This is a genomic window from Pontibacter sp. SGAir0037 (assembly GCF_005491705.1).
GTDB lineage: Bacteria > Bacteroidota > Bacteroidia > Cytophagales > Hymenobacteraceae > Pontibacter.
The window spans coordinates 1,065,905-1,091,939 of record NZ_CP028092.1; the positions used below are offsets into that span (position 1 = coordinate 1,065,905).

Sequence of the window (26,035 nt, forward strand, 5' to 3'; positions counted from 1 at the left end):
TAATACTTTTGTGCATTAATTATAACGAACAGACATTTACATGGCGCTTCAACAAATAATAGAAGAGGCCTGGGAAAACCGGGCATTACTACAAGAGCAGTCTACTATAGAGGCTATCCGTGCCGTTATAGAAGAACTGGATAAAGGCCGTTTACGCGTGGCTGAACCTGCAGGCGACGACTGGCAGGTAAACGAGTGGGTAAAGAAAGCGGTGTTGCTTTACTTCCCTATCCAGACCATGCAAACCATAGAGGTAGGTCCTTTTGAGTTTCATGATAAGATGGCGCTTAAAACAAACTATGCGCAACTTGGTGTGCGTGTAGTACCTCACGCTGTTGCCCGTTATGGTGCTTTCCTGGCAAAAGGTGTTATCATGATGCCTTCTTATGTAAACATTGGTGCTTACGTGGACGAAGGCACAATGGTGGATACATGGGCTACGGTAGGTAGCTGTGCTCAGATTGGTAAAAATGTACACCTGAGCGGTGGTGTTGGCATTGGTGGTGTATTGGAGCCGGTACAAGCTGCGCCGGTTATAGTTGGCGACAATGCCTTTATCGGATCCAGAAGTATACTGGTGGAAGGGTGCCGCATTGGAAATGAGGCTGTGATTGGTGCCGGCGTAACAATTACAGGAAGCTCTAAGATTATTGATGTAACCGGCGATGAGCCGAAAGAATACAGAGGTTATGTGCCTCCCCGCTCTGTGGTTATTCCTGGTTCTTATACCAAGAAGTTTCCTGCTGGTGATTTCCAGGTACCTTGTGCCCTTATTATTGGACAACGCAAAGCCAGCACAGACCTGAAAACATCTTTGAACGACGTTCTGCGCGACCATGCAGTAGCAGTTTAAAGGAGTTATAGAGTTAGAAAGTTAGAGAGTTAAACTTGATGAAAAACAAACTCTAACTTTCTAACTTTTCAACTTTCAACTCTTCCCTCTTTAGCTCTTTTTAAACCTGTCGGCTACCACAAGGTCTTTGGTGCCGTGTGTCCAGGAGTAGAAACCCTGGCCGGATTTAACACCTTTGTGGCCTGCCTGTACCATGTTTACCAGCAGTGGACAGGGGGCATACTTCGGATTGCCGAAACCATCGTGCAACACATGCAGAATAGACAGGCAAACATCCAGGCCGATAAAATCGGCTAACTGCAAAGGCCCCATCGGGTGAGCCATCCCCAGCTTCATAATAGTGTCTATCTCTTCAACTCCTGCCACACCTTCATAAAGGCTGTAGATAGCCTCGTTGATCATTGGCATCAGGATACGATTGGCAACAAAGCCAGGGTAATCGTTACACTCGGTTGGAGTTTTACCTAACTGCTTAGATATTTCCATAATTTCAGTTGTAACAGCATCAGAAGTGGAGTAGCCCCTGATAATCTCAACCAGCTTCATAACCGGCACCGGGTTCATAAAGTGCATGCCGATTACTTTGTCAGGCCGGTCGGTTACAGATGCTATTCTGGTAATGGAAATGGAAGAAGTGTTGGAAGCTAGTATCGCCTCCGGCTTTGTAAAAGCAGCCAGGTCTTTAAAAATCTTAAGTTTCATGTCTACATTCTCCGTAGCGGCTTCTACTACCAGATCAGCATCTCTTACACCTTCCTCCAGCGAAGTATAGGTTTTGATATGGGCAAGGGTCTGCTCTTTTTGTTCTTCTGTCAGGTTTCCCTTTGCAATAATTCGATCAAGGTTTTTTGTAATGGTGGCCACTCCTTTTTGTAGAGCCTCCTCAGAAACATCGACCAGTGCCACAGGGAATCCGTTTTGCGCAAAAACATGTGCAATGCCATTTCCCATTGTGCCTGAGCCAATTACAGCTATGTTCTTCATAGTGGATTAAGCGTAAATTTTTTGTTCAAGTATTACAAAGCTATAAGAATTTAGGGGTAATCACGGCTAACATAAATCTTAAGTTTAAAAAGTACAATATTGTGCTGGTGATAAGTTTTTATTGAATGGCTGTATTAAAAGCTTTTAATGCTTTTGCAGCAGGTAAAATTATGCAGCACCAGAATATGGTCCGCAACAGAAATGATGCTGTAAATCAGGTAGGTGTACCCTTATGCAGGATACTGGTCAGATTTGCCTAAGAAGTAACAATTGATTAATATATTTAAAAAAATGCTTTTTAGTAAATCTTTTATCAAAGCCTTTCGTAAAAACAAACCAAAATAATACAACTACATGAGTGTTCTGACCCTTTCAGAAATATGACTGATAGTTTACATGATTGTAGTTACATGTAAAACAAAACATAAAAATAACTATGGGAAATTTATTGTATATAATAGCAGTAGTACTTGTCATTTTTTGGCTTATCGGTTTCTTAGGATTTCCTAGTGCTGTAGGCGGTATTATTCACGTGCTACTAGTATTAGCCGTAATAGCAGTTCTGTTACGCCTGATACGTGGGGTTTAACCATTTGAGTTAAACATCGTTAAGAGTATTAAATATTTATGTTTAAAGATAATCAAATAAAACTATGGGAAATTTATTGTATATAATAGCTGTGGTGCTAGTCATATTTTGGCTGATCGGATTCATCGGTTTTCCTGATGCCGTAGGTGGATTGATTCACATCCTTCTAGTTATTGCCGTAATCGTGGTGCTGTTACGCCTGATACGGGGCTAACACTGGTACATACACATAAAAAGGGCTGCTATACGAGGTATAGCAGCCCTTTTCTTTTTACATATTTTTGTTTACTCAACTCCCCGGCCCAGAGGAATATTAAAGCCAAACCTGATAACCGGATTTGAATAAGGCGTGTAGGGGCTGTTGCTCAGGTTATACAGAAAATAAAGGTCTGCTGATGCACCACGACCGCCCAGGCGCTGCCTGTAGCCTAAGCCAAGCAGAGGAGTGTCTTCTGTACGTCTGGACGAAAGTATATTGCCAAAACTATCCTGCTCTTTTAGTTGCAGGCTAAGGATCTCGTACTCGCCATGTGCCAGAATGCGGCCCCCTAAAAAGCTTTCTTCGAGGTTAAGAAACTCCTGCTGCACAAAAAACTTAACGCCATAGTTCTGCATACTTACTCTGCCTGCTGGCCTGCCTGTATAGTAGTCTTCCAGCCTGATGCTCTGGTATTGGTAAACCAAACCACCTCCAAACCAGAACTTATCAGTAGCCATATATCCCAGAATAGGCGAGAGCGAAATATTGGTATAGTAGCCAAATTGCAAGCCAAATCCGCCACCAGTATAAAGCCTGTCCATCAGGGTAGGCCTTTCTTCAGCACCGGCAGTCTGCTCCACTGGAGCCGCCACAGGCGGAGGCGTCTGTACAGGTGGTATCGGGCGGGTCTGTTGTGGTGTCCGCTCTACCGGAACAGGAGTAGGGCCCGTTGGAAGCTCAGTTTTTCTGCGTACAGTATCCGGCTGCGTTTGCGCCTGTGCGGTAAAGCCAAGTGCTAAAAACAAAAGCAAAGCCGCTAACCTGCCTGTTGTGCAAAAATATTGTTGCATGTTTACGTTTCTATGTTGGTTATACCCCTGTAACGTTATACAAGGGCTGACTTATACATTTTCTTACGCAACTCTCTGATTGTTTCATCGGCCAGGTACTCTTCGTAGCTCATTTTCTTATCGATAATACCACCAGGTGTTAACTCAATGATACGGTTTGCAATGGTATCCACAAACTGTAAGTCGTGCGAGGAGAAAAGAACCGTACCATCGAAATCGCGCAGAGAGTTGTTTAGTGCCTGAATAGATTCCAGGTCCAGGTGATTGGTCGGTTCGTCCATGACAAGCAGGTTGCCAGACTGAAGCATCATTCTGGAGAACATGCAGCGCACTTTCTCTCCTCCCGATAATACACTCGCTTTTTTAAGGGATTCTTCCCCCGAAAAGAGCATACGGCCCAGGAAGCCACGAATAAAGCTTTCGTCTTTCTCCGTTGAGAACTGGCGTAACCAGTCTACCAGGTTCAGGTTGGTGCTGAAGAACTCCTCGTTATCTTTAGGGAAGAAAGAAGCCGTGATGGTGGTGCCCCATTTGTATTCGCCGCTATCTGGCGCCATCTCACCCATAATTACTTTAAAGAAGGTAGAGGCTGCCAGGTCGTTTCGGCCTAAAATGGCAATCTTGTCGCCTTTGTCTACCATAAAGGTAACATCACTGAAGATAGTGGTGCCATCGATGGACTTGCTCAGGTTCTCGACATTTAGCAGCTGGTTACCGGCTTCACGCTCAGGCTTAAAAGCAATGTAAGGGTATTTACGTGATGAAGGTTTGATGTCCTCCACCGTAAGTTTTTCCAACAGCTTGGCACGGGAGGTAGCCTGTTTCGATTTAGAAGCATTGGCGCTAAAGCGACGGATAAATTCCTCCAGCTCTTTACGCTTATCTTCTGTCTTTTTATTGGCATCCGTACGCTGTTTCAATGCCAGCTGGCTGGACTCATACCAGAAAGAGTAGTTGCCGGCATACATCTGAATTTTACCAAAGTCGATGTCGGCTACGTGGGTACAAACAGCATCCAGGAAGTGGCGGTCGTGCGACACCACAATTACTGTATTCTGGAAGTTATCGAGGAAGTTCTCTAACCACATAATAGACTCAGCGTCCAGATGGTTGGTAGGCTCGTCGAGCAACAGGATGTCAGGGTTGCCAAATAAAGCCTGTGCCAGGAGTACACGCACCTTTTCGCTACCACTCAGGTCTTTCATTAAGCTATAATGCAGGTCTTCGCTAATGCCCAAGCCGCTTAATAGTTCGGCCGCTTCGTACTCCGCGTTCCATCCTTCCATGTCGGCAAACTCACCTTCCAACTCAGCGGCACGAATACCGTCTTCTTCAGAAAAGTCTGGTTTGGCATAAATAGCATCTTTTTCCTGCATAATGTCATACAGCCGTTTGTGGCCCATGATCACTGTCTGAAGCGTAGGAAATTCATCGTAGGCAAAGTGGTTCTGCTTTAAAACAGCCAGTCGTGCATTGGCAGGAATATCTACAGAACCAGTGTTCGGCTCAATTTCGCCGGAAAGTATTTTAAGGAAAGTTGACTTACCTGCACCATTGGCTCCGATAAGGCCATAGCAGTTACCAGGGGTAAACTTTATTGTAACGTCTTCAAATAAGGTGCGCTTGCCGTAAGCCAGGCTTACATTGCTCGTACTGATCATATACCGCTATAAATAAGATGTAGAATTTCTATTGCAGTGCAAAACTACAAAATAATTGTGTGCTTTGAATAAAAGCTCTAAAAACCAAGCAGGTAAGCTGTTAATGCCGCTTGCTAAGTCATTTTTTATGAGCTGGTTCCATTGGAAAACCTAAAAATATATGGTTCAAACCACAACGCCAGCCCGCCTAATCTAGTATGTTAATTTAGTTATATAAGCTAAAGTGAACAATACAGATCGGCCGGCACAAATAATGTGCTACTGATTTAACCATTCATCAGCCTAAACTGTTCATTTTAGCAGGATTTTTTGAAATATTAAACTATAAATATTATGGCATCTGGAAAAGTATCATACCAAATGATTTCTTTAAAATATGGAATCTATGTAGGTATCGCTCACATCCTCTTCTTTTTACTGATGGGGGTGCTGGGACTGCATGATTATGTTGAGTTTTCGTTTATAAGCGCCCTGTTTGTAATTGTAGGTATATGCCTGGCCATTGCCAGCTATAAACGTGTAAGGGGCGGCATGCTGAACTATCTGCACGGGTTGGCAATAGGGGCAACGGTAGGAGTAGTTTCTTCTACATTATTAGCACTATTTATGGTAATTTATATCACTGCCTTCGATGCAAGTTACCTGAACAACCTGCAGGCAAGCGCTTTGTTCCCTCAAAGTCTGTCGCTGCTGTCTTTGTTTGTGCTCACCATTATTTATGGCTTAATTCCTGGCTTCCTGATCGGGTTTATTGCCATGCAATGGTATAAACGCCCGGATCATACGATGTCGGAGCGTGTACGATAAAATATCCAGCTAATCAAGAAAACACACACCCTGAACTATGGAGAAAATCGGATTAAAGTACGGCCTGCTGGTTGCAGTAGCCCTTATTGTATATTTTTTGCTGATGCGCCTCATTGGAGTAGAAGATACTATAGAGCTCCGCTTCCTGAATGCCGTTATTATGGCTATAGGTGTAGTAATGGCTATCAAAGCCTATAAAACAGTTCGTAATGGTGACATTCAGTATTTTAAAGGAATAGGCACTGGGGTTTTAACGGCTGTTGTTGCTACGGTTATTTTTGCAGTTTTCATGCTGATTTACATTAAAGCCTTCGACGACAGGTTATTAGAAGTTCTAACAGCAGAAAGCTTGTTTGGAGAAAGAATGACCATAACCCCTGGCGTAGTGGTATTTATTGTGCTGATGCTGGAGGGCGTGATTTCCGGATTCTTTATATCCTTTATAGCCATGCAATGGTTCAAAAAGCCGCAGCACAAAGTTCCCAACAGCCCCTGATGCTTAGCAGCAGGAGCACAAAAAAGGGAGGCAGTTTACTGCCTCCCTTTTTTGTGCCTGGTATAGAGCTATTTCACCAGGTTGTCCGGCCTTTGAATAATCTGTACAACTACTTCATGTAAATCTCCTTCTTTGTCTTCCAGCTTATAAACTACACTAGGATTATCTGCGGCATGGTCAGAAGTAATGTTAATTACTTTTTTTCCGCCTAATCTTTCTTCAAGCATGGGCGATAAATCTCTGAATGCTTTTGCAAAATCTACTTCTATGTCGCTGGGGTTATAATACTTTGTTCTCATATGGGTAAAATTTTACAGCTTGCTATAAAGGCGCTTATAGAGCTGTGCTAAAAAAAATGCTATTTCATAATTCTAGTTTTAGTATACCTAATGCAGCACGTATTGTTACAGAATAAAATATAATAAAATGATATGTTTTGCATTTACTTTATATTGTATAATTTCATCCCTGATTTTAACCAGTGCTGCTTGTCAGAAAAAAGATGTGAGGAGAGGCTAAACTCCTGCAAAAGATTTACGTTAATGTAAATAGTACAATAAACGCATCATTAACTGGGAGGAGCGGGGTTAAGGCTGAATCGTATGAATAAAAAATTACTTCTGATACTATCATTTTTTGCTTTTTCAACTATAGCCGGTAAGGCGCAGGAGCTGCATGTTGTAGACGATAATCTGGATAAACTGGTACTGGCCTGCAGCATTGAAGGTCCTGCTATGGTAAGTCTGGATCTGAAGCACCAGCTGGGCTTAAACCAGGAACAGTTCTCGAAAGTTGAAAAAATCGTGGCCGAAAAATTTGAGCAGCTAAAGGCTGCAGAATCTAAATTTGTTTTTGAGCCTGACTTGCTGCAGCACGAGAAGAGCGAAATCAACTACAAAACAGAGAAAGCACTGAATGCTATACTTACTGCGAAGCAAATGCATGCTTACCTGGAACTGGCAGGTCGCCTGGATTCTAAGTTTCTGACAGATAAATCAGAGCAGGAGTAGCACAGCTCATGTATTAGCCAGTGGCCTGGTATAAGTAATCTCACTTACTTTGTTAAGTGAGTTGAACCTTATTTCAGCTTTGTTAGCCGTTGATAGTTTATTGTTTTCCTGGCATTGGGAGCCGGCTTCCAGGTAGTAGTAAAACATGCGCTGCCCGCGTGACATAAGTTGCTCGCCATCTGGCTTGCCAAGGATATCCCGTATTTCTTTCTCTTCTTTTCCGTATAGTTCTTTCCTGATGGCATCGAAATCACGCTGCATTTCAGCGCGCGTGCCATTGCAGGCATTCTTGTCGTTTATCCAGGTACTGCTGTCAAAGCCTTCTATACGTGCAGGCTCAGAGCAGGAACTGAACAATAATCCGCCAAGTAGCAGTAGGAGAAGATACGTTTTTTTCATAACAGTTTTTATCCTGCGAAGGTAACATGCAGAAGGCTAACACAAAAAGCCTGCAGCTAAATTTTGCTCCCATCCAGGCAAAGTGCTTGAGCAGTAGCGTGTTTACCCTTATCTTTATATGGTCAATCTGCAAAAAAGGTAGGTAAATATTGATTATTTTTATTAAAAACAGGCTTTATCGGAACGAATTAAGTTTAAATGCCTGTTCAACTTGTGAAGCACACCCAAAACTTAATACCAAATATGTTAAGAATTGCTCTAACTTCCTTTACACTCTGCCTGATCTCTTTTATGTCGCCTGGAGCTGTTACTGTTTCTGAAAGCCCTGTTGTGGCAGTAGAAAAGGTAGCTGAGTCTTCGGATCCGGCTGCGGCAACAGCACTGACTTACGAACAAAAGCTATTAGCCTTTGATGAACATATCGGAGCCTTATACGATGAGGCTGCCTTAAAAAAATATGGGCTTTCACAGGAAGTTTTTCGGAATGCGCTGGTTGGATTTCAGAATTTTAAACAAAAAGGCTTGTTAGGTGCTGATAAATCAATTCTTACTGTAATTGATTTTACAAAGTCCAGCCGTGTAAAAAGATTATGGGTAATTGATCTTTCTGCCCGTAAAGTACTGCACCATACCCTGGTGGCGCATGGCCGCAACTCAGGCGAAGATAAAGCGCTGAACTTCTCGAATGCTGCCAACTCCTACATGAGCAGTATGGGTTTTTACCTGACCGATAAAACTTATTATGGCAAGCATGGCTTATCGTTGAGGTTATCGGGAATGGATGCTGCCTTCAATTCTAATGCGATGAGCCGTGCTATTGTGATGCATGGCGCTGACTATGTGAGTGAGGCTTTTGTAAAGCAATATGGCCGCTTAGGGAGAAGTTTGGGCTGCCCGGCTATCCCGCAGGAACTGACAAAACAAATCGTTGAAACCGTTAAAGATAAAACCTGCCTGTATATTCATACAGCAGATAAAAAATATTCGTCAACTTACCTGGACCAGACGCTGGCAGTAGAATCGTTTGCGGCTGAAATGCCACTACTGGCGGTTACGAAATAGGAAAGTATTTTTGTTAGCATTTGTATGCTGAAAGAGCCCGTACTGGTTTAAGTACGGGCTCTTTTTATGTACAGAAGGCTTGCTTATGCCTGGTCTTTCGTGTTTTTAACAAGGCCAATACCGGAAGAAAAGAAAATCAAGCCAACTATAAAGGGAACCAGTGCTGTAAATCTTCCTAATGCTACCCCGTCGCCACCCATTACAAAAGCATAAGCCCCCCATATAATGCCGATTATTCCCAAGATAGTTAATACGGCACCAAATGTTCGTTTCATATTCATAGTTTTCTGTTTTATAGTCTGACTACTTGCGTAGTAAATGCTCTTGTATTACGAAAATCCTATAATTGCGGATAACAATACGATAGATATTGCAGCATCTTTTTTAGCATTTGCTAGTAGGCGTTTCTAAAAGTATAGTCAGGCAAAAAGCGCTTTAGCACCTTGTAACCCCTCTCTTGATGCATCCGTTCATGCACTGAACATAAGTGCCTTCTGCCGCCTGGCATGTGGGTGTGGAGGTAACATCAACTGACAAAATATTACTATATGAGAGGGATAATAAAATTCCTGGCTGCACTGCTTATTGCGGCGGTTTCGCTGGTGAGCTATTGGTGCAACAGGCAGGAAAACGAATTTACAGGCGAAACGCAGCACGTCGACATGACCGTGGAGCAGGAAATAGCCCTTGGTTTACAGGCCGCCCCTGAAATGGCATCACAATACGGAGGCATGCATCCTGACCAGGAGGCAGCGGCAGAAGTAAAAGCAATAGGGCAGCGCCTGGTAAAAAGCACCAAAGCAAGCCAGACGCCCTACCAGTTCGACTTCCATTTACTGGCGGATGAATCTACTGTAAACGCTTTTGCCTTACCCGGCGGACAGATCTTTATAACGGCAGGCCTGCTAAAGCGGCTTAATTCCGAGGCACAACTGGCAGGTGTGTTAGGCCACGAAATCGGGCATGTCGTGGCGAGGCATTCGGCAGAGCAACTGGCAAAGGCTAAACTGACGCAGGGATTAACCGGCGCTGCAGCCATTGCCACTTATGATCCGGATAACCCTTCTTCCAGGTCAGGCGCTATTGTGGCAGCTATGATCGGTCAACTGATGAACATGCGCTATGGCAGGCAGGATGAACTGGAGTCTGACCGCCTTGCTGTACAACTCACAGGGGCCTCCGGGTACGATCCGCGTGCTATGGTAGAGGTGATGCGCATTCTGGAAGAAGCCAGCGGTGGCTCCAGAGGGCCGGAGTTTACGCAAACGCACCCTAACCCGGGCAACAGAATTGCAGAGATCGAGCAAGCCATACAGCAGGAGTATCCCAATGGTTTGCCTGCCGGACTGATACAATAAGCAACCGTTTGTAATTAAACCTTTTCCCTTGGCTCACTTATTTCAGTAACAATCGTATCAAAACGAGTATGTAATTCAAAAATGCACCCATGCAAGTAAATGAGAAGCACCGCAAGCTACTTTTTGTTCTTAATCCTATTTCAGGTGATATAGAAAAAGAAGACCTGGAAGAGGAGCTGAAGCTGGTATGCGAGGAGTGCCAGATGCTTTCCTCGATCTATAAAACAACCGGCGAACAGGATAAAGAAAAGATACAGGAGCTGCTCCGTGCAGAGCAGTTCGATGCAGTATATGCTGTAGGAGGGGACGGCACTGTAAGCCTGGTTGCGTCTATATTGATAGGGAGCAAGGTGCCGCTGGGCATCATTCCCTTAGGGTCTGGCAACGGACTTTCAAAAGACCTGAACATACCACAGGATACAGAAGAAGCTCTAAGCCTGATCAGGCACCATGTGGTCCGCGAGATAGATACCATCGATCTGAACGGTTATCCTTCTATCCACTTGAGCGACCTGGGCTTTAACGCACTGGTGGTGCAGCGCTTCAGCGAAGGTGATAAACGGGGACCGGGTGCCTATGCCTGGATTGCCCTGCAGGAGTTCATCAGCTATGAACCAAAAAATTACCGTATCGAAACCGACTGCGAAACTTTTGAAGGACCTGCCTTTATGGTAACCATTGCTAATGCCAATGCCTTTGGCAGCAACGCAAATATTAACCCGAACGGAATATTAAATGATGGGAAGTTTGAAATCTGCCTGATAGAACCCTTCCCTAAAGCAGCGGGTATTGGTATTATGTATAAACTTTATACTGAAAGCATAGACGATTCTGTGTATACCAGGCGCTTCAGTTGCAGAAGCGCTACCATCCATAACCTGGAGCAGGAGGTGGTGCATATAGACGGTGAGCCGGTAGAACTGGGCAAGGAAATAAAGGTAACGATGCACTCCAGGAGCCTGAGCGTAATTCTGCCTGTGGGAGAGGTTCTCTGATATTAGACCTCCATTTTTTCCTGCTGTACCTGAATTGTGCTCTTCAACTCTTTTCTGAAGGCGATGTTTCCGCGTTTGTTGTTGTTTTCAGTATCTGCCACTCGGGTTTCCATCCAGATAGCACCGTTGTCGTAGTAGTTGATCACGAAAAAACCCAGTTGCTCTAAGGTGAAGGTGGCTCTGCCTCCTTTTTTTACAAAAGATGTTTTACTGCCAGAGCCGCTTACGATGTAATGGTTCTTCCTGATTTCGAAGTGCTGCAGGTTATGGTCGTGCCCGGCAACATAAATGATATTGCTATAACGATGAAAGATCTGCAGTAGCCTTTTGCGCATACGCTTGTATTTGCGGTGCGACATATCTTCGTAGGCACCAAATAGTTTGCGGTAAAACGGGTACAGCGACCCGAAAATAGGCAGAGGAATATAAAACCGCTTGTGAGCTGCAGTAAGCGGAAATATGTGTTGTTTAATGGTGAATTTACCTCCATGCAGCGCATTGCTGTAAAGCGGGTGATGGGCTGCTACCAGTATCCGCTGGTGCGTGTTCCGGCGGAGTATTTTGTTTAGTTCGAGGTAAAACTGCTCTATGTCGTCGTAGCTGCAGCCGTTTTTAGTACCCATTGGCTTTTCGCCCCGCTGTACCCACCACTGCGTGTTAATGATCAGCAGCAGCAGCCCATCGGCCAGCTGCACGGTGGAAGGGCCCGGACAGCCATTGGGAGGTAAGTAACTGTTTTTGTCCTGCAAGGCTTCCACCACGTACTCCTGCTGGCGAAGCATCTGCTCATAACCACCCTTACGGCCTTTGTTCCAATCATGGTTCCCACTCAGGAAAACAGGCCGTATAGCACCGGATTTCACTACGTTCAGGATAGTATTCAGCCGTGCTGTTGCAGTTTCATAATGCATGCTTCCCTGCGGAGGTAGTCCCACAGGATAAATGTTATCACCTAAAAAAACAGCTGTGCCGGCAGTGGGGTTTTCCTGCTGCCAGTGCTCCAGCATCTGCATAACCGGGTCGGTCCCGTCGGTCGCCACTGCGCCAACATCACCCAGAAAAGCCACTGAATATACTTTTTGGGCATCAGCCGGCGGACAACCTTTTCGCCAGCCAACATCTGCCAGTTTATAGTAAGGTTTGTTTCTGTACTTGCGCTCTTCCAGAAAACTGAACAGGAAGAAGGCCAGTGAGCATACAGAAATTATAACTATAAAGTAAAAAAGCATAAGCCAGTGTTATTTGGGTGTAGTACCTTAAAAGTTTGGTGGTACGATGTTTTTAAAGTGTCCGTTTAGTTTTACCCTTTCCTTTAAGCGTTCTGTTTCCTGCACCAAAGGCAGAATCTGCTGCAGATGCTGCAAAATAAGCGCCTGCCGCTCATATTCGCTTCTGATCTGCAGTAGAGCGTACTCCTGCTCCAGGTTAAAGCCCAGGTGATGGGCTATATCGTAGGTCTTAAAATTATCCTCCAGGTTAATATTCAGCTTACGGATATCCAGCAACTGGTACAGCTGTTGCATAAGCTCCTGTATCTGCTGCTTCATAACAATGTCTTCGTCATCGGCAGAAATAACGTCTTCCACATCGCCGCCAGGGTACAGACGCCCCGATGCACGTTTATCGAACTGCAGGATTTTAATTATACCAACTCCTTCCGTCCGTATATCCATTTCACCGTTCTCATACTTCTTATCAATGGATAGTATCTTTACTTCGGTACCGTATATACCTACATTTTCCTGAATAAAAGTGGGTATACCAAAGGTTTTCTCCTGGACCATACACTCGTGCACCAGTTGCTTATAGCGGGTTTCAAATATGTGCAGGTTCAGTTTTTCGCGCGGAAAAACAACAATGTTTAAAGGAAAAAGGGCGAGATAGCGTGACATACAGGTATAACAGGTACAAAGCCTGATTGTTAGCAGGTTTAAGATCTAAACATATATCTAACACCCTTACGCATGGCCTGCTGTCAGTGTTGGCGCAATGTGTCCGGGTTTATCCGATTTAATTCAACAAGTTCCTGAATTACTTCATGCGCGAACGCTTGCGTTCCATGGTATATACTAACTACCTTTGCGGCCTTTAGAACCGAATATTCTGCATGAAAGCAAAGCGCTTAGGCTTAAGGCAATTCAAGCTCCTTTTCCTGAAATTAATACTGAGTCTGTTTCTGATGAGCATTGCCTGGGTGCTGCTTTACCGTTGGGTATCACCACCTGCTACCTTACACATGATCCAGCGCCGTGCAGAGGGAGGGAAGGCCGGTAAAGAAGATCCTGAAATCAGGTACAGGTTTGTGCGCCTCGAAGAAATGTCTGAGCAGTTGCCTCTGGCCGTTGTGGCCTCGGAAGACCAGTTGTTTCTGCAGCACAACGGCTTTGATTTTGAAGCTATACAGGATGCTTTTAAGCGCAACAGGAAAGGGAAGCAGATAAGAGGGGGCAGTACCATCAGCCAGCAGGTTGCCAAAAACGTATTTCTATGGCATGGGCGTAGTTATCTCCGTAAAGGGGTGGAAGCTTACTTTACAGTGCTGATAGAGCTCCTGTGGAGCAAACAACGGATATTGGAAGTATACCTGAACATTGCAGAAATGGGCGATGGCGTATTCGGTGTAGAAGCTGCCTCACGAAAGTATTTCAGAAAACCGGCGAAGCAGGTAAGTCGTGAACAGGCGGCTTTATTAGCGGCCGTGTTACCTAACCCGATTATCTATTCGGCTCAAAGGCCCTCTGGGTATGTGCTTACCAAACGGGCACGTATTGTAAGAGCCATGCGCCGGCTTGGCGGTGTTAACTATATAAAAACCATACTTCCTGAGCCAGATGAAAAAAAGAAATAACCTGAGATTACTCGTAACAGCGGGCTTGCTGCTAAGCCTGGCAGCCTGTACACAGGTGCCGAAGCAGGAAAACCGGCTAGCAGATCAGGAAGCCGGACTGCAAGAGGTAAAACAGGTGCTGGCTGAGCAGGCTTCTTGCTGGAGCCAGGGAGATCTGGAGTGCTACATGCAGGGCTACTGGCATTCTGATTCGCTGGTATTTATAGGTAAAAGCGGGCTTACCTATGGCTGGCAGCAAACCCTGGATAACTATAAGCGCAGTTATCCTACCACAGATGCCATGGGTAAACTAAAGTTCGATATCCTGGAAACCAAACCCTTAGCTCCGGAAACTATGCTTGTAATCGGAAAGTGGACCCTACTACGGGAAGCAGCCGGTAATATCGACGGACACTTTTCTGTTATTTTCAAACATTTTCCGGAAGGCTGGAAAATAATAGCAGACCACTCAAGCTAAGAACTTTGTTGAATTGGAAATGATGACTGATTGAAGGAGACGCCGCCGCAAGGTATTAGCGTTTTTAACAAAGAACTTTTTGCCAAATGACAAAAGACCATAAAAGTTTACCTCTTAATGGCAACCCTTTTATCCTAAAGCCAGCATACGCTTCTAATTCCTAAACATCTCCCTGTTCGTCAATTTTTGCTTCTTGTTTGATGGCTGGTATGTGTTCGGTAAATATAAAGCCGTGCTTGGCGGCATGTTCAGCGGCCTCAGACGTTTCTTTAACAAGTACCATCTCTACTTCTCCTTCAGCTTTTAAAGCATCCGCAATAGCCACTACTTTACGGGTGTGTTTCTCAATGTTTACATCTCGTATGTAAACAGCCAATATTCTTCCCGGGTGGTTTTGTACCACCTGCTGGTAAATTTCAGCATCTTTCTGACCACTGTCTCCAATCAGAATAAACTTAAGCATCGGATAAGTAATCAGCAGGTTTTCGATCTCCTTGTACTTGTGGCTCATGTGATCAGATGAAAGAAATTTACTTTCATCGATCCCAAAGTCGCGAAGCAGGAGAGGGCCTTGCGGAATATCGTTCAGCTCCAGGAAGTGGTAAAGCAGATCATATGTGTTCCAGGGACTACTGGAAACATAAAAGAAAGGATTATTAAGCTTTCCGTTTCTGCCTAACTGAAGGGAATGATAAAAAGAAGAAACCCCATAAAACGGAATCCGGGAGTGGGCATTGTTCAGTAATACGTTCCTGCCGGTTTGCAGCAGGTTGGTAGCGCCTGTCCGAACAATGGTATCGTCTATATCAGAGATAACGGCATATTCAGCATCAGGGGGTGGTACCAATACATGGGTTGTAGCAGTAACATCCTCTTCCATTTTAACAGGGGCATCCACTAGTTTAATTTCAATCGGGTGCCAGATATCGTCCAGCACCAGGGGTGTTTTTGGCTGAAGGTTTAATACAAAATAACCTTCCACATCGGTTGTCACCGTATATTCCTGCCCCTGAAAATTTAGCTGAACACGAGCGTTCGGGATTTCTGCACTATTAAACCTCCTGTACATGTTCATCAGGTTTTCCCAGAGCGTATCGTCTGCTTCCGATACTGTAATTCCTTTGTCTACCAGCACCCTTCCTTTTACATAAAGCCTGTCTACAGTACCATAACTACGGAACGGCATAATGTGCAGAGGCTTGATCATGTTAAGTTTTCGGCGAAGTTTAAAGGAGAGAGCGTCAAATTTTTCCTCTGTCTTTAAAACTGCTTTTATAGCCTTCTCTTTTGCTTTTTTCATAGGAGTGGGGGCGGTTGTCTGGTGATATAGTTAAATACGGTTCTAGAACCAAGAATGATTTTACAGGCTCAGTGCCCGCTTCAGTTCGGTAAAATCGGTGTCCGGGGCTGAGGTAGTGGAACAGCCTCTCTGTTGTGCCTGTTGCTGTATATTCTGTACCCTGTTTTCGGGGTTCGGGTGCGTGCTCAGGAACTCAGGCGTATTGCCTCCCTGGTTTTCCTGGTTCAGCCGCACAAAGAAGCCTGCCGTGCCGTCGCAGGCGTAATGGTTCGTTCCTGCCAGGTATTGAACCGAAGTATTGTCTGCCTCGGTTTCTGCATCACGGCTAAAACGCAGGCCAGCCAGAGTTCCCGCTAATTGTCCGGCAATCTGCTTCAGTGTGCCCGAGTTGTTGCCCAGTACAACCGAAAGCAGTATTGCTATGCCATAGTCTCTTTGCAGTTGCTGTACGCTATGCCGCCTATCGGCATGCGCTATTTCGTGTGCCAGCACGCCAGCTAAATGATCTTCATCATTCAAGTAACCGATCAGGCCGGTATAAACATAAATATAGCCTCCTGGGGTGGCAAAAGCATTCAGGGTTTCCCTGTCGTTGATGATCTTCACGGTCCAGGCAAATTCGTTACGGTATTTTACCTGGCCGGAGTTAAGTACCCTGTTTACAATATTATCGAGGTGTGTGTAAGCTTTCTGCGTATTGGCATTGCGATCGAGTAACTGCCCGTTCGCACGGTAAGTAGAATCAACCTCATGTGCTACCTGTTGGCCAAGCCTCACATCATCTTCAATGGAAAAGATAACCCCTTCATTGTCTTTGCAGCTGCTGAGCAGGATTATAATCAGGAATAAGGGAAACAGTGATTTAGGTATTGTGTTAGCGTAATTCATTTTTTTGAAGTTTCGTCTAGAACGATCAGGCAGCATTTTCATTTTATCTGTAATCTGCTATTCCCTGATTGTTTTTTGCGTATTACGAGCTTGTTGAGCAGAAAGATTATGAGGCTGCCAGATAAAATACAGCGCATAAAAAAACCCTTGAAATATATCAAGGGCTTCTTTAAAGTGTAGTATATAGCTCTTTTACGGAGAAGCCAGGGAAGGGTTCAGTTTTGTTTTGTTTCCGAAAAAACCTGTTTGGCAAACATAAAAGAAACAGCAAAGGTTAACAATGCGATTACCAGCATGGCAGTCGTAACCAGGAAGGCCATGCCCGCTGTCTGAGTACTTTCCTGTTCCTGCGTTTGTTGTACCATTTCCAGCAGTCTTATAAAGTAAGTACCCGACCGCCAGCCAAGCAGAAGCGTTAATAAACCTGCCTCTGCCGTGCCCATTATAAATGCCCAGCGTTTACCTCTGTTAAGAAAGTGTCCTGCCGTTAAAGCCAGAAATCCACCTATACCACCGGTAATGAGAGCCGTCTTAGCCTGCTCGCCCGCAACGTCTATGGCTACCGCCCCACAGGCGATCATAAAGAATCCGAAAAAAAGGTACAGATACGAAATTTGCTTATGGATTGTCATAGGACGGTATATGATTTCTGAATTCAGCAGCGAAGATAGCAGGCAATGTCTAAGTTTGAAAAGAATAATTTTCAGAAGCTGAGTTCCTGCATCAGGTATAGCGATAGTAGTTATACTTTATACAAATAAACCAGGAGGTGCTATAGGGGCGGGTGCACATCAGTTTAAGGTGCCGTAAAAAATTTAATGGTTATCAAGAGTCTTACGGAAGCACATACAGCAGCACCTTTTAAAACATTTTGTTCGAAGCAACTGTAATGGGAAAGGATGCAGCAACTATAGCTGCAATAGCGTTATGGCAACGAAGCAGAAGGAAAACTTACATGAACTATACGCCGACCCAAGCCGCTCTGCTGCCTGGGCAGGGCTACGATATACAGCAGACTCCAGACCAGGTATTACCAGGAAAAAAACCGGCAAAGGTTTTTATTACCTGAATCCGAAAGGAGAAAGGGTGGAAGATGAGAAAACACTGGAACGAATCAGGAAGATGGTTATTCCTCCTGCCTGGACAGATGTTTGGATCTCAACTCAACCCAAGGGGCACCTGCAGGCAACCGGGCGAGATGAAAAAGGCCGGAAACAATATATATACCATCCGGACTGGGCGAAGGTAAGAAGCCTGACAAAATTCGGTCGGATGATCGCCTTTGGGAAAGTGCTGCCGGAGCTTCGTGAACGTATGGCGAAAGATATCAGCTCCTCCAAATTAAACAAGCAGAAAGTAACAGCTCTTGTACTCACCATCATGGATAATGCCATGATCAGAATCGGAAATCGTACTTATGCCAAAGAAAATAAATCCTATGGCCTTACAACCTTACGCGACCGGCATGTAAAGATTGAAGGAAGTAAGCTGAGGTTTATGTTTAAAGGCAAAAAAGGGGTTGAGCACGAAATAGACCTCAAAGACCGAAGGCTGGCCCGGCTGGTAAAGCAGTGCCGTGATATTCCGGGTTATGATCTGTTTCAGTACTACGACGAGGAAGGTAACAGGCAAACCCTGGACTCAGGCGATGTGAACGATTACCTGCGCGAAGTGACAAAGGAAGATTTTTCGGCTAAAGACTTTCGCACTTGGGGAGGCACTGTGCGCATGGTGGAATGCCTGGAACATGTGGTAGACGAAACTCCTGACCTTGACAAGGAAAAATCTATAAAAGAGGCCGTAAAGCAGGTGGCTAAAGGTTTGGGAAATACACCAACGGTGTGCAGTAAATATTATATTCACCCGGAGGTGGTAAACCTGTTTCGGGAAGACAAGCTGTTACAGTATCTGAAACAGCATGATGCCACCAAACCAGCCAATCCGCATCTTTCCGGCACAGAAGAACTGGTCATTAAAATGCTGGAACGTGTGGCAAAAGAGAAGAAAGCTGCCTAGTGAGGTGAAAGTTGTAATATGTGAGGATTTGAAGATTTGGAAATTTGAAGATGGTAGGTTAATAACCGGATAACATTTAAGAATCAGCAGAACTGCATGAAAGCCAATGCTCTGCTATTAGTAATTGCTAAACATTTATGTATTACATCTTCAAGTTTCCAAATCCTCACATCTTCAAATTCCTACCTGTTCTGTTTGTAGAAGGCTATCAGGCCATTAGTGGAGCTGTCGTGGTCAGCCTGGCTGTCGCCCAGCAGTTCTTTTTCGATGGTGCCGGCCAGTTGCTTACCAAGTTCAACACCCCATTGGTCGAAGCTGTACACATTCCAGATCACGCCCTGAACAAAAACCTTATGCTCATACATGGCAATCAGGCTGCCCAGCGCGAATGGCGTAACCTGTTTAAACATGATAGAAGTGGTGGGTTTGTTGCCTTCAAATACTTTATGCGGTACCAGTGCCTCAAGTTCTTCGGCAGGCATGTTCTTTTTACTCAGCTCCTGGCGCACTTCCTCTTCCGTTTTGCCTTTCATCAATGCCTCGGTCTGGGCAAAGAAGTTAGACAACAGCATCGGGTGGTGTTGACCGATCGGATTATGGCTTACGGCAGGTGCGATAAAATCGCATGGAATCAGGATAGTGCCCTGGTGAATCAGCTGGAAGAATGAGTGCTGGCTATTCGTGCCTGCTGCCCCCCAGATAACCGGCTGCGTTTCGTAATTCACAAACTCACCGTTGCGGGCAGCCGTTTTACCATTACTTTCCATTTGCAACTGCTGCAGGTATTCTGGTAGCAGGCGCAGGTACTGGTCGTAAGGCAATACCGCATGCGTTTGAGCGCCATAAAAGTTGGTGTACCAGATGCTCAGCAATGCCATCAGCACCGGGATATTCTGGCGCATCGGAGCTTCAGCTAAATGCTTGTCCATTGCTTCTGCACCGCGCAGCAGCTCTTCAAATCTATCGTAGCCTAAGGCACAGGCAATCGATAAACCAATGGCTGACCAGAGAGAGAAGCGGCCACCAACCCAATCCCAGAAGCGGAAAGTGTTTTCCGGTGCGATACCGAATTTAGAAACTTCTTCTGTATTAGTTGAAAGCGCTACAAAGTGTTTTTTAACATGTGCTTCATCTTTGGCAGCTTTCAGGAACCAATCCCTGGCTGTATAGGCATTCGAGATGGTTTCTTTGGTGGTAAAGGTTTTGGAAGCAATAATGAAAAGCGACGTTTCAGGGTCTAATTTTTTTAATACCTCTGCCGCATCCGTTCCGTCTACATTCGAAATAAAGTATACCTCTATCCCTGGCTTCTGGTATTTCTTTAGTGCCTCAAATACCATTTGCGGACCCAGGTGTGAGCCGCCAATGCCGATATTGATGATGCTTTCAATTTTTTTGCCTGTATAACCTGTCCATTCGCCGTTGTGGAGTTTATCGCAGAACATTTTCATCTGCTGCTGTACATCCCGTACTTCTGCTAAAACATCTTCTCCATCAACAACCAGTTGTTCGTCTGTAAAATTACGCAAGGCAGTATGTAATACAGCACGTCCTTCTGTTGCATTTATTTTTTCTCCACGCATCATGCTCCTGATAGCTTTAGGCACATTGGTTTCTTCGGCCAGTGCTGCTAAAAGATCAAGTGTTTCTGATGTGATGCGGTTTTTGGAAAGATCGTACAAAGTATCATCCAGTGTAAACGATAAGCTATCGAACCGCTGAGGATCTTCTTTAAATAAATCACGCAAATGCAGCTGCTTGGTTTCTTCAAAATGCGCTTCCAGTTTTTTCCAGGCATCCGTAGAGAGAGGAGAGTTATTTTGTAGCATATATTTCTTTAATATGAATCATAATGATCGCTCAAATAGACTTACAGGCCGCATTGTGCCTGCTAAATCGGGGTTAAGTTTATCAATTTTGGCTGTTTATACAAGCAATACCTTTACTAAAAGCATCGCTTAGATGCTATTTCCGTAAGTTCAGAATAGGAAAGGTGCTGCTAAATTAATTTAGCACTCCATGTAAATTTAAAAGTCTATGACCACTACAAACCCACCGGAACCGGAAAACGAGAACCTTCCAAAGGAGGAAGATGAAAGAAAAGAAGCATCGCCTGCCAGCAAAGAAGAGACAACGGCACCCAGCGGAGAAACACCTGCTGTAAGGCCGGAGCAGGGGCCGGACGTGCCACCCGAAGAACGCACATTGGGCATTCCCTGATCAGCTCATGCACCGCCACAGGCAGTCGGGTTCTTAAGAACAGCAAAATTTTATGTCGGGGTTGTAATTCAAATCATCTGGTTCAACCAAATTTCCTAATGAGGTGCTTTTTCTGAATTTTTTCCCCTGTTTTCCTGATTTTTGCTTCTGCCCAGGCCGATCTTGCCTGGCTTTTATTGCATAAGTAGGCATAAAACTATGGGAGATTAGAAAGTTTAATTATATTGGCAGGAGCGTTCATGAAAAAGAAGTCGGCTTATCAAAGCATAAGTATAGGAGCAGGGGGAGAGAATTTCATGTTTCTGTTTTAACTGGCAACGGTTACGTTCATATAACGTAAGGCATGCAGTTGTTCTTTCTGCCATGCTGCAAGGTTAACCTGTTGTCTTTTGTTTCAGCTTACCAGGAGTGCATAATCGGAATCAAACTATAAATTATCAACTATAATGAGCAACCTGAATAATCTCATCCTTGAGAAAAACATTAAGGCCCTTATCTTCGACATGGATGGTGTAATTACCAGAACTTCAGCGCTGCATGCCGAAGCCTGGAAAAAGATGTGTGATGCTTTTCTTAGACAACGTGGTGAGCAGGATGGGACACAATACGAACCATTCGATTATATAGAAGATTATCGCAAATATGTGGATGGTGTGCCAAGACAGGAAGCCGTTCGCGCTTTTTTTGAATCAAGAGGTATAGAGTTGCCAACCGGTACCAAACACGATACTACCGAAGAAAATACCATAGAAAGTCTGGGCGACCTGAAAAACTTTTATTTCCAGGAACTGCTGAAACAGAATGGCGTGGTGGTGTTTGACGACGCCATTAACTGGGCAAAAGAGCAAAAAGAAAAAGGCATGCACACGGCCATTGTTTCTGCCAGTAAAAACTGCCCGGAAATTTTAAAACGCTCCGGCCTGGAGAGGTTATTCGAGGTACGTGTAGACGGGCTGGTGTCGAATGAGCTAAAACTGAAAGGCAAACCAGAACCGGACATCTTTATAGAAGCAGCCAAACGCCTGAATGTCAAACCGGAAGAAACCGCCATTTTCGAAGATGCCTGGGCTGGAATAGCTGCTGCAAAAGCCGGCGGTTTTGCCTTGGTAGTAGGCGTTGACCGTGGCTCTAACAGTGAACTGCTCGAGCAGCATGGGGCCGACCTGGTGATAAACAATTTCCCAAATTAATCGGGCTAAACAGATTAACAGGAACGGGACTTTAGTCCCGTTCTATGTTTATGGCAAGTATGTGCCGCAACCTCATCTTTTGCATAATTCACCTCAGTAAATTATAAGCGTATAGTGACGGGGGCAGCTTTGTGCTTTCATTTTTTTTATTCAGACTTTTCTAATTCTATTTTATAACCTATGAAAGAAACAGATAACACAGCCATTGTGAAACGAGATGCAAGTGAATTGCCTTCGGCTTTTAAAAAGCGGGACGAAATCCTGCAAAAGCTGCAGGGAAAGCAATTAGCTGTTTTCTTAGATTATGATGGCTGTTTAAGTCCTATCGTAAATGATCCGGATAAAGCGGTTCTTTCTGCCGAAATGAAGGAGGTGCTACAGAACCTGGCTGCTGTTTGTAAAGTTGCCGTGGTAAGCGGCCGTGATCGGCAGAACGTGCAGAACCTGGTACAACTGGAGAATTTATACTATGCGGGTTCGCATGGTTTCGATATAACAGGCCCGGCAGGTATGCAGGCAGAACCCGGAGGTGCCAGTGAGGCGCTGATTGCGCTTGACAAAGCACAAGTGGAGTTAAACGAACTGCTGCAGCACGTGCAGGGGGCGCAGGTAGAACGCAAACGCTATGCTATTGCGGTTCACTATAGAAATGTGGCAGAAGAACAGGTGGAGCAGGTAAAGCGGGTGGTAGATAAAGTGCTTCACGGGCACGATGCTCTTAAAAAAGGCTTAGGGAAAAAGGTAATAGAACTGAAGCCTAACCTGAACTGGCACAAAGGAAAAGCTGTGTTGTGGCTGATGAACGAGTTAGGGCTGCAAGTGCAACAGGTGGTTCCGCTTTATATCGGGGATGATATTACAGATGAAGATGCCTTTGCCACACTGCAGGGAGTGGGCATTGGGGTGCTGGTAGGTGAGCACGATGAGCAGACAGCTGCCGATTATAGCCTGGAGAGTGTAGACGAGGTCAGGGAATTTTTAAGTAATCTTACGCACATTATTCAACACAACTAGTACTTACAAAAAACATCTATCAAAAAACGACTTACTTTCAGATGCAAAAGATAGTAACCATTACGCTTAATCCGGCTTTAGATAAAAGCACGCACGTACAACGGGTACAGCATGAAAAGAAATTACGGTGTGATGAGCCTCGATACGAACCAGGCGGAGGTGGTATAAATGTTTCCAGAGCCATTAAGAAACTTGGCGGAGAATCCTGTGCCTGGTTTTTATCAGGCGGTCCTTCCGGTAAACGGTTGCAGGAGCTTTTGGCAGCAGAAGACGTAAACTTCTGGGCTGCAGAGGCAAAAAACTGGACGCGGGAAAACCTGATGGTGTTTGAAGACGCGACTGGCGAACAGTTCAGATTTGGAATGCCGGGGCCTGAAACCTATGAACCGGAATGGAAGCAGTTCCTGGATAAACTGGAAAATGCAACCGAGCTTCCTGAATATGTGGTAGCCAGTGGCAGTTTACCTCCGGGCGTACCCGAAGATTTTTACCTGCAGCTGGCTGTTATTGCGCATAACAAAGGCTTTAAACTGATAGTAGATACCTCAGGCCCGGCGCTTATGAAAGCAGCAGGAGAGGGCTTATACCTGATTAAGCCGAACCTGGGGGAACTGGCAGAACTGGCCGGCAAAGAACATATTACGGCTATGGAGCAGGAAGAGATTGCCATGCAGGTGCTCAACGAAGGAAAGTGTGAGGTGCTGGTCGTATCGCTGGGGCCGCGTGGTGCGATGATGGCTACCAAAGAGGGCATTCATTACGTGGCCTCGCCTACGGTAAAGCAGCAAAGTGCCGTTGGTGCGGGAGACAGTATGGTGGGTGGTATGGTGCTGAGCCTGCTACAGGGCCGCAGTATGCTGGATGTGGTGCGTTACGGTGTAGCGGCTGGTACAGCCTGCACCATGACTCCGGGTTCTGAACTATGTCGAAAAGAAGACACTGAAAATATTTTCCAGTGGCTGCAGGAGCATAGCTGATACAGGAAATACATAAAAAAAGGTGGAGCTTCAACTCCACCTTTTTTTATGAGGAACACTTAAAAATTAAGCGTTTCTGTTAATGGCATTCAGATCTGCGAAAGCTTCTTTTAAGCGAGCAATAAATGTTTCCTCGCCTTTACGAAGCCATACACGCGGATCATAGAATTTTTTATTTGGCTCATCTGCGCCTTTCGGGTTACCTAACTGGCCTTGCAGGTAATCTTTGTTAGCTTCATAGTAGTTCTTGATACCTTCCCAGAAAGCCCACTGCATATCGGTATCGATGTTCATCTTAATGGCACCGTACTCGATCGCTTCTGTGATTTTAGCTTTCTCAGAACCAGACCCACCGTGGAATACGAAGTTTACCGGGTTATGACCTGTTCCGAATTTTTCTTTGATGAATTCCTGTGAGTTTTTCAGGATTTCCGGACGCAGCTCTACGTTACCTGGCTTGTAAACACCGTGTACATTACCGAAAGCAGCAGCGATGGTAAAGTGGTGGCTTATTTTATTCAGCTCTTCATAAGCATAAGCCACTTCTTCTGGTTGCGTATACAGGCGTGCACTGTCTACATCAGAGTTGTCTACTCCGTCTTCCTCACCACCAGTTACACCCAACTCAATTTCTACGGTCATGCCCATTTTGTCCATACGCTTCAGGTAGCTGGCGCAGGTTTCTACGTTTTCATGAATTTCTTCTTCTGAAAGATCCAGCATATGGGAGCTGAACAGGGGCTTACCATGTTCTTTGAAGTACTTTTCACCAGCATCAAGCAAGCCGTCGATCCAGGGGAGCAGTTTTTTTGCCGCGTGGTCGGTATGTAATACAACAGGAACACCGTAAGCTTCAGCCATTAAATGCACATGATGAGCACCTGCAATAGCACCGGCGATGGCAGATTTCTGAAGTTCGTTTGCCAGACCTTTGCCTGCGTTAAACTGCGCACCACTGTGCGAAAACTGAATAATAACTGGTGAGTTAACCGCTTTAGCTGTCTCTAAAACAGCATTGATCGAGTTTGTGCCGATTACGTTAACTGCCGGTAAAGCAAAGTTATTTTCGTTGGCATATTTGAAGAGTTCTGTTACTTCATCCCCGAATAACACACCAGGTCTGAATCTTGGTTTAGAATCGCTCACGATTTTTATCAATTTTAAAATGTGAAATGCTTGAAAATTTGCTCAATACTAAACTGAATTATTATGAATTCAAAAGTATGGACCTAAAATTACTAGTATATCTCTAAAGAAGCATGTTTTTACAAGTGAAATGTTGAAGTTAAGCGTTATACTGTTCGTAATTCCTCTAAATTTTCGTCTTTTATTCCTTTTCCTTCTACAACACTTTATCCTTTAAACTACGTTCATACCAGCTGAAGCTTTATGCGGTATGGAAACAAAGCAAAACCTTAAACAGTCTTTTCAGGCTGCTTTATTAATTGGTATAGGCATTATGGCCGCTGTCGATGAGATTATCTTTCATCAGGTATTGGGCTGGCATCATTTCTACGATAAAGCAACCCCGGAAATTGGGTTATTAACAGATGGCATTTTACATGCGGCAGAACTGGTGGCTATAGTGGCAGGCTTTTTTATGTTGTCGGATGTAAGGCGAAGGCAGGCATTGGTGCCTTTGCGGGCATGGGCAGGCTTTTTTGTAGGTGCAGGTGGTTTCCAGTTATTCGATGGCCTAATCGATCATAAGGTCCTGAGACTTCACCAGATCCGCTACCAGGTAGACATCCTGCCTTACGACATTGCCTGGAATGTTTCGGCCCTCGTACTGCTGATAATCGGCGGCTTGTTGTGGAGCCGTTCCAGAAGTGCTGTTCATCCCGTGGCGGACTAAAAATAC

Annotated in this window: 30 protein-coding genes; 17 read left to right on the top strand and 13 right to left on the bottom strand. The window is 44.9% G+C overall.

Going from position 1 to position 26,035, the window contains the following annotated elements:
- Positions 1-40: 40 nt before the first annotated feature.
- On the top strand, positions 41-853 hold the full coding sequence (locus C1N53_RS04340; protein WP_137758153.1) for a 2,3,4,5-tetrahydropyridine-2,6-dicarboxylate N-succinyltransferase: 813 nt from the start codon (positions 41-43) through the stop codon (positions 851-853).
- 90 nt (positions 854-943) lie between these two features.
- Here C1N53_RS04340 and C1N53_RS04345 read toward each other — a convergent pair whose 3' ends face one another.
- Positions 944-1,837, bottom strand: coding sequence for a 3-hydroxybutyryl-CoA dehydrogenase (locus C1N53_RS04345; protein WP_137758154.1), 894 nt, complete (start codon positions 1,835-1,837; stop codon positions 944-946).
- A gap of 436 nt (positions 1,838-2,273) precedes the next feature.
- Here C1N53_RS04345 and C1N53_RS04350 point away from each other — a divergent pair, with 436 nt between their 5' ends.
- Complete coding sequence (locus C1N53_RS04350) at positions 2,274-2,426, top strand: lmo0937 family membrane protein (RefSeq protein WP_137758155.1); 153 nt, start codon at positions 2,274-2,276, stop codon at positions 2,424-2,426.
- A 64-nt stretch (positions 2,427-2,490) separates the two neighbouring features.
- On the top strand, positions 2,491-2,640 hold the full coding sequence (locus C1N53_RS04355) for a lmo0937 family membrane protein (RefSeq protein ID WP_137758156.1): 150 nt from the start codon (positions 2,491-2,493) through the stop codon (positions 2,638-2,640).
- A gap of 71 nt (positions 2,641-2,711) precedes the next feature.
- Here C1N53_RS04355 and C1N53_RS04360 read toward each other — a convergent pair whose 3' ends face one another.
- Together C1N53_RS04360 and C1N53_RS04365 are read right to left on the bottom strand one after the other, a co-directional pair.
- The gene (locus C1N53_RS04360; RefSeq protein ID WP_137758157.1) at positions 2,712-3,476 is read right to left on the bottom strand and encodes a hypothetical protein; all 765 of its coding nucleotides are present in this window, start codon (positions 3,474-3,476) and stop codon (positions 2,712-2,714) included.
- Between the two features lie 35 nt (positions 3,477-3,511).
- A complete protein-coding gene (locus C1N53_RS04365; protein ID WP_137758158.1) occupies positions 3,512-5,137 on the bottom strand; it encodes an ABC-F family ATP-binding cassette domain-containing protein in 1,626 nt (541 codons plus the stop codon).
- Positions 5,138-5,497: 360 nt separating this feature from the next.
- On the opposite strand from C1N53_RS04365, the gene C1N53_RS04370 reads away from it, so the two are divergent.
- Together C1N53_RS04370 and C1N53_RS04375 are read left to right on the top strand one after the other, a co-directional pair.
- Positions 5,498-5,944 carry a DUF4199 domain-containing protein gene (locus tag C1N53_RS04370; RefSeq protein ID WP_240773383.1) on the top strand — a complete coding sequence of 149 codons (447 nt, stop codon included), beginning with the start codon at positions 5,498-5,500 and terminating at the stop codon, positions 5,942-5,944.
- Positions 5,945-5,981: 37 nt separating this feature from the next.
- Positions 5,982-6,440 carry a DUF4199 domain-containing protein gene (locus tag C1N53_RS04375; RefSeq protein WP_137758160.1) on the top strand — a complete coding sequence of 153 codons (459 nt, stop codon included), beginning with the start codon at positions 5,982-5,984 and terminating at the stop codon, positions 6,438-6,440.
- A 68-nt stretch (positions 6,441-6,508) separates the two neighbouring features.
- Here C1N53_RS04375 and C1N53_RS04380 read toward each other — a convergent pair whose 3' ends face one another.
- The gene (locus C1N53_RS04380) at positions 6,509-6,739 is read right to left on the bottom strand and encodes a hypothetical protein (RefSeq protein WP_137758161.1); all 231 of its coding nucleotides are present in this window, start codon (positions 6,737-6,739) and stop codon (positions 6,509-6,511) included.
- Between the two features lie 303 nt (positions 6,740-7,042).
- Between C1N53_RS04380 and C1N53_RS04385 the strand changes: the two genes are divergently transcribed.
- Positions 7,043-7,450: a hypothetical protein gene (locus tag C1N53_RS04385; RefSeq protein WP_137758162.1), complete on the top strand. Its 408-nt coding sequence runs from the start codon at positions 7,043-7,045 to the stop codon at positions 7,448-7,450.
- A gap of 6 nt (positions 7,451-7,456) precedes the next feature.
- Here C1N53_RS04385 and C1N53_RS04390 read toward each other — a convergent pair whose 3' ends face one another.
- On the bottom strand, positions 7,457-7,849 hold the full coding sequence (locus C1N53_RS04390; protein WP_137758163.1) for a hypothetical protein: 393 nt from the start codon (positions 7,847-7,849) through the stop codon (positions 7,457-7,459).
- A gap of 243 nt (positions 7,850-8,092) precedes the next feature.
- Between C1N53_RS04390 and C1N53_RS04395 the strand changes: the two genes are divergently transcribed.
- Positions 8,093-8,911 carry a murein L,D-transpeptidase catalytic domain family protein gene (locus tag C1N53_RS04395; RefSeq protein WP_137758164.1) on the top strand — a complete coding sequence of 273 codons (819 nt, stop codon included), beginning with the start codon at positions 8,093-8,095 and terminating at the stop codon, positions 8,909-8,911.
- Positions 8,912-8,994: 83 nt separating this feature from the next.
- On the opposite strand, the gene C1N53_RS04400 is transcribed toward C1N53_RS04395, so the two are convergent.
- On the bottom strand, positions 8,995-9,186 hold the full coding sequence (locus C1N53_RS04400; protein WP_240773384.1) for a hypothetical protein: 192 nt from the start codon (positions 9,184-9,186) through the stop codon (positions 8,995-8,997).
- 273 nt (positions 9,187-9,459) lie between these two features.
- Here C1N53_RS04400 and C1N53_RS04405 point away from each other — a divergent pair, with 273 nt between their 5' ends.
- Both C1N53_RS04405 and C1N53_RS04410 read left to right on the top strand, forming a co-directional pair.
- Positions 9,460-10,269, top strand: coding sequence for a M48 family metalloprotease (locus C1N53_RS04405; RefSeq protein ID WP_137758166.1), 810 nt, complete (start codon positions 9,460-9,462; stop codon positions 10,267-10,269).
- A gap of 89 nt (positions 10,270-10,358) precedes the next feature.
- Entirely contained in the window at positions 10,359-11,264 is a 906-nt protein-coding gene (locus C1N53_RS04410; RefSeq protein ID WP_137758167.1) for a diacylglycerol kinase family protein, read from the top strand.
- A 2-nt stretch (positions 11,265-11,266) separates the two neighbouring features.
- Here the strand turns inward: C1N53_RS04410 and C1N53_RS04415 are convergent, their stop codons facing one another.
- Positions 11,267-12,493, bottom strand: coding sequence for a metallophosphoesterase (locus tag C1N53_RS04415; RefSeq protein WP_137758168.1), 1,227 nt, complete (start codon positions 12,491-12,493; stop codon positions 11,267-11,269).
- 27 nt (positions 12,494-12,520) lie between these two features.
- Entirely contained in the window at positions 12,521-13,156 is a 636-nt protein-coding gene (locus C1N53_RS04420) for an LON peptidase substrate-binding domain-containing protein (protein ID WP_137758169.1), read from the bottom strand.
- 215 nt (positions 13,157-13,371) lie between these two features.
- Here C1N53_RS04420 and mtgA point away from each other — a divergent pair, with 215 nt between their 5' ends.
- Together mtgA and C1N53_RS04430 are read left to right on the top strand one after the other, a co-directional pair.
- Positions 13,372-14,112 (top strand): monofunctional biosynthetic peptidoglycan transglycosylase, encoded by a 741-nt coding sequence (mtgA, locus tag C1N53_RS04425; RefSeq protein ID WP_137758170.1) that lies wholly within the window; start codon positions 13,372-13,374, stop codon positions 14,110-14,112.
- On the top strand, positions 14,096-14,569 hold the full coding sequence (locus tag C1N53_RS04430) for a DUF4440 domain-containing protein (protein ID WP_137758171.1): 474 nt from the start codon (positions 14,096-14,098) through the stop codon (positions 14,567-14,569). The genes mtgA and C1N53_RS04430 overlap by 17 nt, the downstream gene beginning before the upstream one ends.
- A gap of 160 nt (positions 14,570-14,729) precedes the next feature.
- Here C1N53_RS04430 and C1N53_RS04435 read toward each other — a convergent pair whose 3' ends face one another.
- The 3 genes from C1N53_RS04435 to C1N53_RS04445 all read right to left on the bottom strand — a co-directional run bounded on the left by C1N53_RS04435 (position 14,730) and on the right by C1N53_RS04445 (position 17,389).
- Positions 14,730-15,869, bottom strand: a complete 1,140-nt coding sequence (locus tag C1N53_RS04435) for an App1 family protein (RefSeq protein WP_137758172.1) — start codon at positions 15,867-15,869, stop codon at positions 14,730-14,732.
- A 60-nt stretch (positions 15,870-15,929) separates the two neighbouring features.
- On the bottom strand, positions 15,930-16,757 hold the full coding sequence (locus C1N53_RS04440) for a M48 family metalloprotease (protein WP_137758173.1): 828 nt from the start codon (positions 16,755-16,757) through the stop codon (positions 15,930-15,932).
- Between the two features lie 215 nt (positions 16,758-16,972).
- On the bottom strand, positions 16,973-17,389 hold the full coding sequence (locus tag C1N53_RS04445; protein ID WP_137758174.1) for a hypothetical protein: 417 nt from the start codon (positions 17,387-17,389) through the stop codon (positions 16,973-16,975).
- A 295-nt stretch (positions 17,390-17,684) separates the two neighbouring features.
- Between C1N53_RS04445 and C1N53_RS04450 the strand changes: the two genes are divergently transcribed.
- Positions 17,685-18,773, top strand: a complete 1,089-nt coding sequence (locus C1N53_RS04450) for a DNA topoisomerase IB (RefSeq protein ID WP_137758175.1) — start codon at positions 17,685-17,687, stop codon at positions 18,771-18,773.
- A 182-nt stretch (positions 18,774-18,955) separates the two neighbouring features.
- Here the strand turns inward: C1N53_RS04450 and pgi are convergent, their stop codons facing one another.
- Positions 18,956-20,602 (bottom strand): glucose-6-phosphate isomerase, encoded by a 1,647-nt coding sequence (pgi, locus tag C1N53_RS04455; RefSeq protein WP_137758176.1) that lies wholly within the window; start codon positions 20,600-20,602, stop codon positions 18,956-18,958.
- Between the two features lie 208 nt (positions 20,603-20,810).
- Between pgi and C1N53_RS04460 the strand changes: the two genes are divergently transcribed.
- The 4 genes from C1N53_RS04460 (at position 20,811) to C1N53_RS04475 (ending at position 24,174) form a co-directional block, all read left to right on the top strand.
- A complete protein-coding gene (locus C1N53_RS04460; RefSeq protein WP_137758177.1) occupies positions 20,811-20,993 on the top strand; it encodes a hypothetical protein in 183 nt (60 codons plus the stop codon).
- A gap of 446 nt (positions 20,994-21,439) precedes the next feature.
- A complete protein-coding gene (locus C1N53_RS04465; protein WP_137758178.1) occupies positions 21,440-22,183 on the top strand; it encodes a beta-phosphoglucomutase family hydrolase in 744 nt (247 codons plus the stop codon).
- Between the two features lie 180 nt (positions 22,184-22,363).
- Positions 22,364-23,197, top strand: a complete 834-nt coding sequence (gene otsB / locus C1N53_RS04470; RefSeq protein WP_137758179.1) for a trehalose-phosphatase — start codon at positions 22,364-22,366, stop codon at positions 23,195-23,197.
- 41 nt (positions 23,198-23,238) lie between these two features.
- Positions 23,239-24,174, top strand: a complete 936-nt coding sequence (locus C1N53_RS04475) for a 1-phosphofructokinase family hexose kinase (RefSeq protein WP_137758180.1) — start codon at positions 23,239-23,241, stop codon at positions 24,172-24,174.
- A 66-nt stretch (positions 24,175-24,240) separates the two neighbouring features.
- On the opposite strand, the gene fbaA is transcribed toward C1N53_RS04475, so the two are convergent.
- Positions 24,241-25,320 (bottom strand): class II fructose-bisphosphate aldolase, encoded by a 1,080-nt coding sequence (fbaA, locus tag C1N53_RS04480; RefSeq protein WP_137758181.1) that lies wholly within the window; start codon positions 25,318-25,320, stop codon positions 24,241-24,243.
- 250 nt (positions 25,321-25,570) lie between these two features.
- Here fbaA and C1N53_RS04485 point away from each other — a divergent pair, with 250 nt between their 5' ends.
- Entirely contained in the window at positions 25,571-26,029 is a 459-nt protein-coding gene (locus tag C1N53_RS04485; RefSeq protein ID WP_137758182.1) for a DUF2243 domain-containing protein, read from the top strand.
- Positions 26,030-26,035: the final 6 nt, after the last annotated feature.